Annotated in this window: 6 protein-coding genes; 2 read left to right on the forward strand and 4 right to left on the reverse strand. The window is 56.1% G+C overall.

From position 1 onward, the window contains the following. Positions 1-81: 81 nt before the first annotated feature. The 4 genes from buk to C5S62_RS14050 form a co-directional block, all read right to left on the reverse strand. Positions 82-1,143: a butyrate kinase gene (buk, locus tag C5S62_RS09385; RefSeq protein ID WP_104405120.1), complete on the reverse strand. Its 1,062-nt coding sequence runs from the start codon at positions 1,141-1,143 to the stop codon at positions 82-84. Between the two features lie 31 nt (positions 1,144-1,174). Then, entirely contained in the window at positions 1,175-2,113 is a 939-nt protein-coding gene (locus C5S62_RS09390; RefSeq protein WP_104405121.1) for a phosphate acyltransferase, read from the reverse strand. Positions 2,114-2,246: 133 nt separating this feature from the next. Continuing rightward, positions 2,247-2,393, reverse strand: a complete 147-nt coding sequence (locus C5S62_RS14135; protein WP_150136599.1) for a smalltalk protein — start codon at positions 2,391-2,393, stop codon at positions 2,247-2,249. A gap of 21 nt (positions 2,394-2,414) precedes the next feature. Next, the gene (locus C5S62_RS14050) at positions 2,415-2,540 is read right to left on the reverse strand and encodes a hypothetical protein (protein WP_255400149.1); all 126 of its coding nucleotides are present in this window, start codon (positions 2,538-2,540) and stop codon (positions 2,415-2,417) included. Positions 2,541-2,948: 408 nt separating this feature from the next. Here C5S62_RS14050 and cysS point away from each other — a divergent pair, with 408 nt between their 5' ends. Next, positions 2,949-4,433: a cysteine--tRNA ligase gene (gene cysS / locus C5S62_RS09395; RefSeq protein WP_104405122.1), complete on the forward strand. Its 1,485-nt coding sequence runs from the start codon at positions 2,949-2,951 to the stop codon at positions 4,431-4,433. A gap of 260 nt (positions 4,434-4,693) precedes the next feature. Beyond that, on the forward strand, positions 4,694-6,895 hold the full coding sequence (locus tag C5S62_RS09400) for a sodium-translocating pyrophosphatase (RefSeq protein WP_104405123.1): 2,202 nt from the start codon (positions 4,694-4,696) through the stop codon (positions 6,893-6,895). Positions 6,896-6,944 lie beyond the last annotated feature (49 nt).

Below are 6,944 nucleotides of genomic sequence, written 5' to 3' on the forward strand. Positions count from 1 at the left end.
CGTAAACAGGAGCGGTATGACAACGAGAAAGATATTATGATCGTTGTCATGCCGCTTTTTTTGTACTGGTTTTTATCCGTTTTATTCGTAGCGCTTCAGTTCGCGCCGGCCGCGCAGCACGGCCAGTGCGTTGAGCGCCAGTGCCTGCATTTCGTCCTCGCCCGGATAGATGTGTACCGGAGCCAGAAAGCTGACCCGTTGCCGTAGCCGTGTGGTGATGTAGTCGGCATGGGCCATACCGCCGGTTATGAGAACTGCGTCCACCTTGCCGCAGAGCACGGCTCCCTCGGCGGCTATACATTTGGCTGTCTGATAAATCATCGCCTCGATGAGCAGTTGGGCTTTTTTGTCGCCGGCTTCAATGCGGCCTATTATTTCCTTCACGTCAGTGGTGCCGAGGTGGGCCATCAGTCCGGCCTGTCCCGCTATGCGTTTCAGGAGTTCGGCCTCTGTGTAGCGTCCGCTGTAGCAGAGGTGTATGAGGTCGGCCGCCGGCAGTGACCCCGCGCGTTCGGGCGAGAAAGGCCCTTCGCCGTCGAGGCCGTTGTTCGTGTCGATGGCCCGTCCGTGCCGGTGGGCGGCTATGGATATTCCGCCTCCCATGTGGCAGATAATGAGGTTGAGGTCTTCATACTGCTTGCCGTTTTCGTGGGCGTAGCGGCGGGCTATGGCGCGTTGGTTCAGGGCATGCCACACCGGCACGCGGGGCATGAGCGGCGATCCGCTGATGCGCGCCACGTCTTCCATTTCGTCCACCACGGCGGGATCGGCTATGAAAGCGCGGCAACCGGATACGTTGCGTGCCAGCTCGTAAGCAATGATGCACCCCAGGTTGCATACGTGCTGGCGTTTGGCATGATACATGTCGTCGCACATCTGTTCGTTGACCTCGTAAACCCCGCCGCCGACAGGTTTGGCCAGCCCGCCGCGGCCGATGATGGCGTCGAAGTTGAAGGTCACGCCAAGGCGGTCGAGTTCGTCTACCACGATGTCGCGCCGGAAAGTGTGCTGGTCCATTATATGTTCAAACTGCGACAGTTCCTCTACCGTATGGCGGATGTTGCGCAGGAGTATGGGCTGTTCGTCGTCGTAGACGGCTATTTTGGTAGAAGTGGAGCCTGGGTTGATAACTAGTATCTTCATGTGTGGAATGTTTGTTGTGAAAGTTTGGCGGTCAGAGTGTTTCCTGCCCGTCTTCTGCCGGGTGGTCTACGGTGATGGCCGCCATGGCCAGACTGTGGAATTTTGTTTCGGCCGAGTCGCCCCGCGAGGGCAGCACTACCGGGGCGGATGTTCCGCAGAGCATGCCGGCGGTGGCGGCGTGGGCAAAGTACGTCATGCACTTGTAGAACGTGTTGCCGGCTTCGATGTCGGGAAATACGAGTGCGTCGGCACGCCCCTCCAGCGGTGAGCCGATGCCTTTCACGTGCAGGGCGACGGCATCGCAGGAGGTGCGTACATCGAGCGGGCCGTCAAGCACAATGTCGCCCCACCGGCCTTCGCGGGCTTCGGCCGCCATGCAGGCGTATTCCAGAGTGTATGGAAATTTCTCACTGGCTTTTTCCGAACAGTGAATGAGGGCGATCCGCGGCCGTGCCACACCGAAAGCCCGGCACAGACGGGCGGCGTAGTCCACCTGTGCCTCACGCTGTTTCCGCGTGGGATAGGGTATGACGGCGGCATCGGTGAAAAACAGCAGTTTGCCGTATTCGGGCCACTCCGTCACGGCCATGTGAGTGAGCACGCGGCCGGCCGGCAGCAAGCCGGTTTCTTTGTCGAGCACCGCACGCAGGAGCACATCGGTGCCTACAAGCCCCTTCATCAGGATGTCGGCCTTTCCGTCGCGTATGAGCTCCACAGCGAGGCGGGCGGCCTGTGTGGCGTCGGAGGCTGTCACATGGCTCACATGTCCGCTCAGCGCAGACCGCAGGGATTGGTCGGAGGGGGGGAGGGCCGCGCCTACGAATATGGCTTCGGCAAAGCCGCATTCCACGGCCCGTGTCACGGCTGCGAGGGTGGAATGGTCGGTGCCCCACACCACAGCAATGCGCCATCGCCGGCCCTGTGAGGCCAGATGCTCGGAAAGAAGTTTCAGACTGGTAATAGGTGTCATAAGGATTTTTGTGATTTTTGCTCTGCAAAGTTAATTAAGAATGACACAAAAAGCAAACGTTTGTGCAATAAAAAGGCGGAAGTTGCGCAAAGCAGCTGCCGCCTTTTAGAGGTTATGGGAGCAATGTCCGTTTTCAGAGTGTCATGGCGTTGCCTGTAAAGACCCCAGCCAGAGCTGTAATGGCGGCTACAAGCACCTGTATGATGATGTTCCACACGTTCTTTTTGTCGTCAACGGCTACGGGCTGGTTGTCTGCATTGTTTTTAGCGTAAAATTTCATGGTAATCGGATGTTTGATGAATTAAAGTTTTCGGGGAGCGACCACCGGCCGCGCTCCATCGGCCTCAACGTTGATGGTGCAAAGATACGACAGCTGCGAGGGGCACTTCACTTTTTCGGTGGCCATGCGAAGCGGGGAAATTAACATATTTAACGTTCTGTTACATTTTTGAGCGATAAAAGTAGCATTCCTGTTATTCGAATCAACAAAGTCCTTATCCGAAATTTAACACGAATACTTCGAATTTCAACTGTAATACTTGGAGTTTGAGGACGGAATACGGCGTTTTTCTCTTCATACATGCCTGAAAAACAATGAAAAAGCGGGACTTCTCACTGGAGAATCCCGCTTCGCTGCTACAAAGATACGATATTTTCCGGCCGAAAGCAAATAGTGTTAAAATGCAATGAGGGCGTCTTTAACGGCCTTTCAGGCGATAAACCGGCCAGCAAAAATAACCGGCGGCAAGTACTCTCTGCAAAAAAATAACTAACTTTGCGTCCGGCTGGCCTCAGCCTGAAATGTGAGTCAAGACATACACTACATTTATTATATATGGAACAGCAACTGCAAATCTACAATACGCTTTCGCGCCGCAAGGAAGTGTTCACCCCCATCCATCCGGAGCATGTCGGCATGTACGTGTGCGGTCCTACCGTCTACGGCGACGCCCATCTGGGACATGCCCGCCCGGCCATCACTTTCGACCTCGTGTTCCGCTACCTCAGGCATCTGGGCTACAAGGTACGCTATGTGCGCAACATTACCGATGTGGGACATCTGGAGCATGATGCCGATGAGGGCGAGGACAAGATAGCCAAGAAGGCCCGTCTCGAACAGCTTGAACCCATGGAAGTGGCGCAGTTCTACACCAACCGCTTCAATGCCGCCATGGCGGAACTCAACGTGCTGCCGCCCAGCATCGAGCCTAGGGCCACAGGACACATCATCGAACAGGAGGAACTGGTGCGCCAAATCATGGAGAACGGTTACGCCTACGAATCGAACGGGTCCGTTTACTTCGACGTTGAAAAATACAACAAGGACCACCGTTACGGTATACTCTCGGGGCGCAACCTCGACGATGTGCGCGACGCCAGCCGCGAGCTCGACGGCGTAGGCGAGAAACGCAACCAGGTGGACTTTGCCCTCTGGAAAAAAGCCCAGCCCGAACACATCATGCGCTGGCCGTCGCCCTGGAGCGAAGGCTTTCCGGGCTGGCACTGTGAGTGCACAGCCATGGGGCGCAAATATCTGGGCGCGCACTTCGACATTCACGGCGGCGGCATGGACCTCGTTTTCCCGCATCATGAATGCGAAATAGCACAGGCCGTAGCCTCGCAGGGCGACCAGATGGTGAAATACTGGATGCATAACAACATGATTACCATTGCCGGCAAGAAAATGGGCAAGAGCTACAACAACTTCATCACCCTCGCACAGTTCTTCGACGGCAGTCACGAGTTGCTCGAACAGCCCTATTCGCCCATGACCATCCGCTTCTTCATCCTGCAGGCACACTACCGCTCAACGGTCGACTTCTCCAACGAAGCGCTGCAAGCCTCTAAGAAAGGTCTCGACCGTCTCATGGACGCTGTGGCGGCACTGGAACGCATAGAACCACAGGCCGGCGGCACGCTGGACAAAACTCTGGCCGAAGAACTCTCCGCCAGATGCTATGACGCACTCAACGACGACTTCAACTCACCCATTGTCATCAGTCATCTCTTCGACGCCTGCCGTACCGTCAACCAACTGGCCGACAAGAAGCAGACCATCACTCCCGAAGGACTGGAGGCTCTGCGGCAAGTAATGAACACCTTCACTTTCGACATCCTCGGCCTCAAGGCGGAAGCCACAGGCAACGCCGAACGCGAGAAGAGCTTCGGCGGCGCCATAGACCTCCTGCTCGAACTGCGCGCCAAAGCCAAGGCCGAAAAAGACTGGGCCACAAGCGACAAGATACGCGATGATCTGGCCGCATTGGGCTTTGAAGTGAAAGACACCAAGGAAGGCGCTACTTGGAAACTCAACAAATAGAAAGAGCAATCAGGTCCATCAAAAGAACATAATACCGTCAGACGTCCACACCGCCTGGCGAAAAATGCCGGTGCGGCGGACATTTTCGTTCCATAAAGACAGACAGCCTCTGTGTATGTTGGAGTAGAAAATGTCCGCCGCACTGTTTTTTATCCGTACGACAAGATTTTTTTAATCATAAAGGGAGACAAATGTCGGACAAAATCTGTAAATTCGGCGGTGTAATACCCCAAAAAATCAACTAACCCAAAAACAACACTATGGAAACTCCTCTTTTCTGGCTCGTACCGGCCGCTTCGGTACTCGCTTTGGTTTTCGCCTGGATCTTTTACAGGCAAATGCACGCAACCTCCGAAGGCACACCGCGCATGGCCTATATCGCTGCGGCCGTGCGCAGCGGTGCCATGTCTTACCTCCGCCAACAATATAAAGTGGTGGCTGTGGTATTCCTCGTTCTGGCCTTGCTCTTCAGCGTAATGGCCTACGGTTTCGGCGTGCAGAACGAGTGGGTGCCCGTAGCCTTTCTCACCGGCGGCTTCTTTTCAGGGCTGGCCGGCTACTTGGGCATGAAAACAGCCACGGCGGCTTCGGCACGCGCTGCCAACGCCGCCCGCACGTCGCTCAACGGCGGTTTGCGTGTGGCCTTTCGAAGCGGCGCCGTAATGGGACTGGTCGTTGTAGGCTTGGGCCTGTTTGACATTTCATTCTGGTATCTGCTGCTCGATGCTGTTACTCCCGAAACTCCGGAGGCGGCAACGGCCAAACTCTGCCTTATCACTACAACGATGCTTACTTTCGGCATGGGAGCGTCTACTCAGGCGCTTTTTGCCCGTGTTGGCGGCGGTATTTACACCAAAGCCGCTGACGTGGGAGCCGACCTTGTGGGAAAGGTTGAGGCCGGCATTCCCGAAGACGACCCGCGCAATCCTGCCACCATTGCCGACAATGTGGGTGATAATGTGGGCGATGTCGCCGGCATGGGAGCCGACCTGTATGAGTCGTATTGCGGCTCCATTCTGGCAACGGCCTCGCTTGGCGCCGCTGCTTATATGGTGCAGGGTGATGCCGACATGCAGATGCGTGCCGTCATTGCGCCCATGCTTATTGCTGCGGTGGGCATCGTTCTGTCGCTTGCTGGCATATTTGCGGTACGCACCCGTGAAGACGCGAAGATGAAAGATCTGTTGCGTGCCCTCTCGCTGGGTACCAACCTCAGTTCGGTGCTCATCGTAGGCGCGGCGTTTCTCATTCTTTGGCTCTTGGGGCTGGACCGCTGGTGGCAGATGGGATGCACCGTAGCCGTAGGCCTGGCCGTGGGCGTGGTGATAGGACAAGCCACGGAGTATTATACCTCGCAGTCCTACCGCCCCACACGCCGCATATCGGAAAGCGGTACCACCGGCGCTGCTACCGTTATCATATCGGGGCTGGGGCTGGGCATGCTCTCCACGGCCATTCCCGTAATAGCCGTGGTTACCGGCATTATTGCTTCTTATCTGCTGGCTTCAGGCGGTGATTTTTCCAATGTCTCAATGGGGCTTTACGGTATAGGCACCGCAGCTGTCGGCATGCTGTCGACACTGGGCATCACCCTGGCCACCGACGCTTACGGCCCTATTGCCGACAACGCCGGCGGCAATGCCGAGATGAGCGGACTGGGCGAGGAGGTGCGTCGGCGTACCGACGCGCTCGACTCCTTGGGCAACACTACTGCCGCCACCGGCAAGGGATTTGCCATCGGTTCGGCGGCGCTCACCGGCCTGGCGCTGCTGGCAAGCTATGTGGAGGAAGTGCGCATCGGCCTGACGCGTATGGGAACGGAAACAATCGATGTGGCCGGACAGGCAGTCGATGTGTCAGTGGCATCGTTCCGCGATTTCATGACCTACTACGATGTGACGCTCATGAATCCCAAGGTGCTCTCAGGCATGTTTATCGGCGCCATGATGGCTTTCCTCTTCTGCGGCCTGACGATGAATGCCGTTGGCCGTGCAGCCTCGAAGATGGTGGACGAAGTGCGTCGCCAGTTCCGTGATATTAAAGGCATTCTCACTGGCGAGGCCGAACCGGACTATGGCCGCTGTGTGATGATTTCCACACGTGCGGCACAGCGCGAGATGGTTTTGCCGTCGCTTCTGGCCATTGTTGTTCCCATATTGGCCGGATTGGTTTTTGGCGTGAGCGGTGTGCTGGGATTGCTTATAGGCGGTCTTTCGGCAGGCTTTGCTTTGGCTGTGTTCATGGCTAACGCCGGCGGCGCATGGGATAATGCCAAAAAGCATGTGGAAGAAGGTAATTTTGGCGGAAAAGGCGGCCAGGTGCACAAAGCCACTGTTGTGGGCGATACTGTGGGTGATCCTTTCAAAGATACTGCCGGGCCGAGCCTCAACATCCTCATCAAGCTTATGAGCATGGTTTCTATCGTTATGGCCGGACTGACGGTTGCCTGGAGCTTGCTGTAGATGATCGTTTGAAGGCTTTTCGACTTTAACATATTTAACCTTCCTTAAC

The sequence above is a fragment of the Prevotella sp. MGM2 genome (assembly GCF_002933955.1).
GTDB lineage: Bacteria > Bacteroidota > Bacteroidia > Bacteroidales > Bacteroidaceae > Alloprevotella.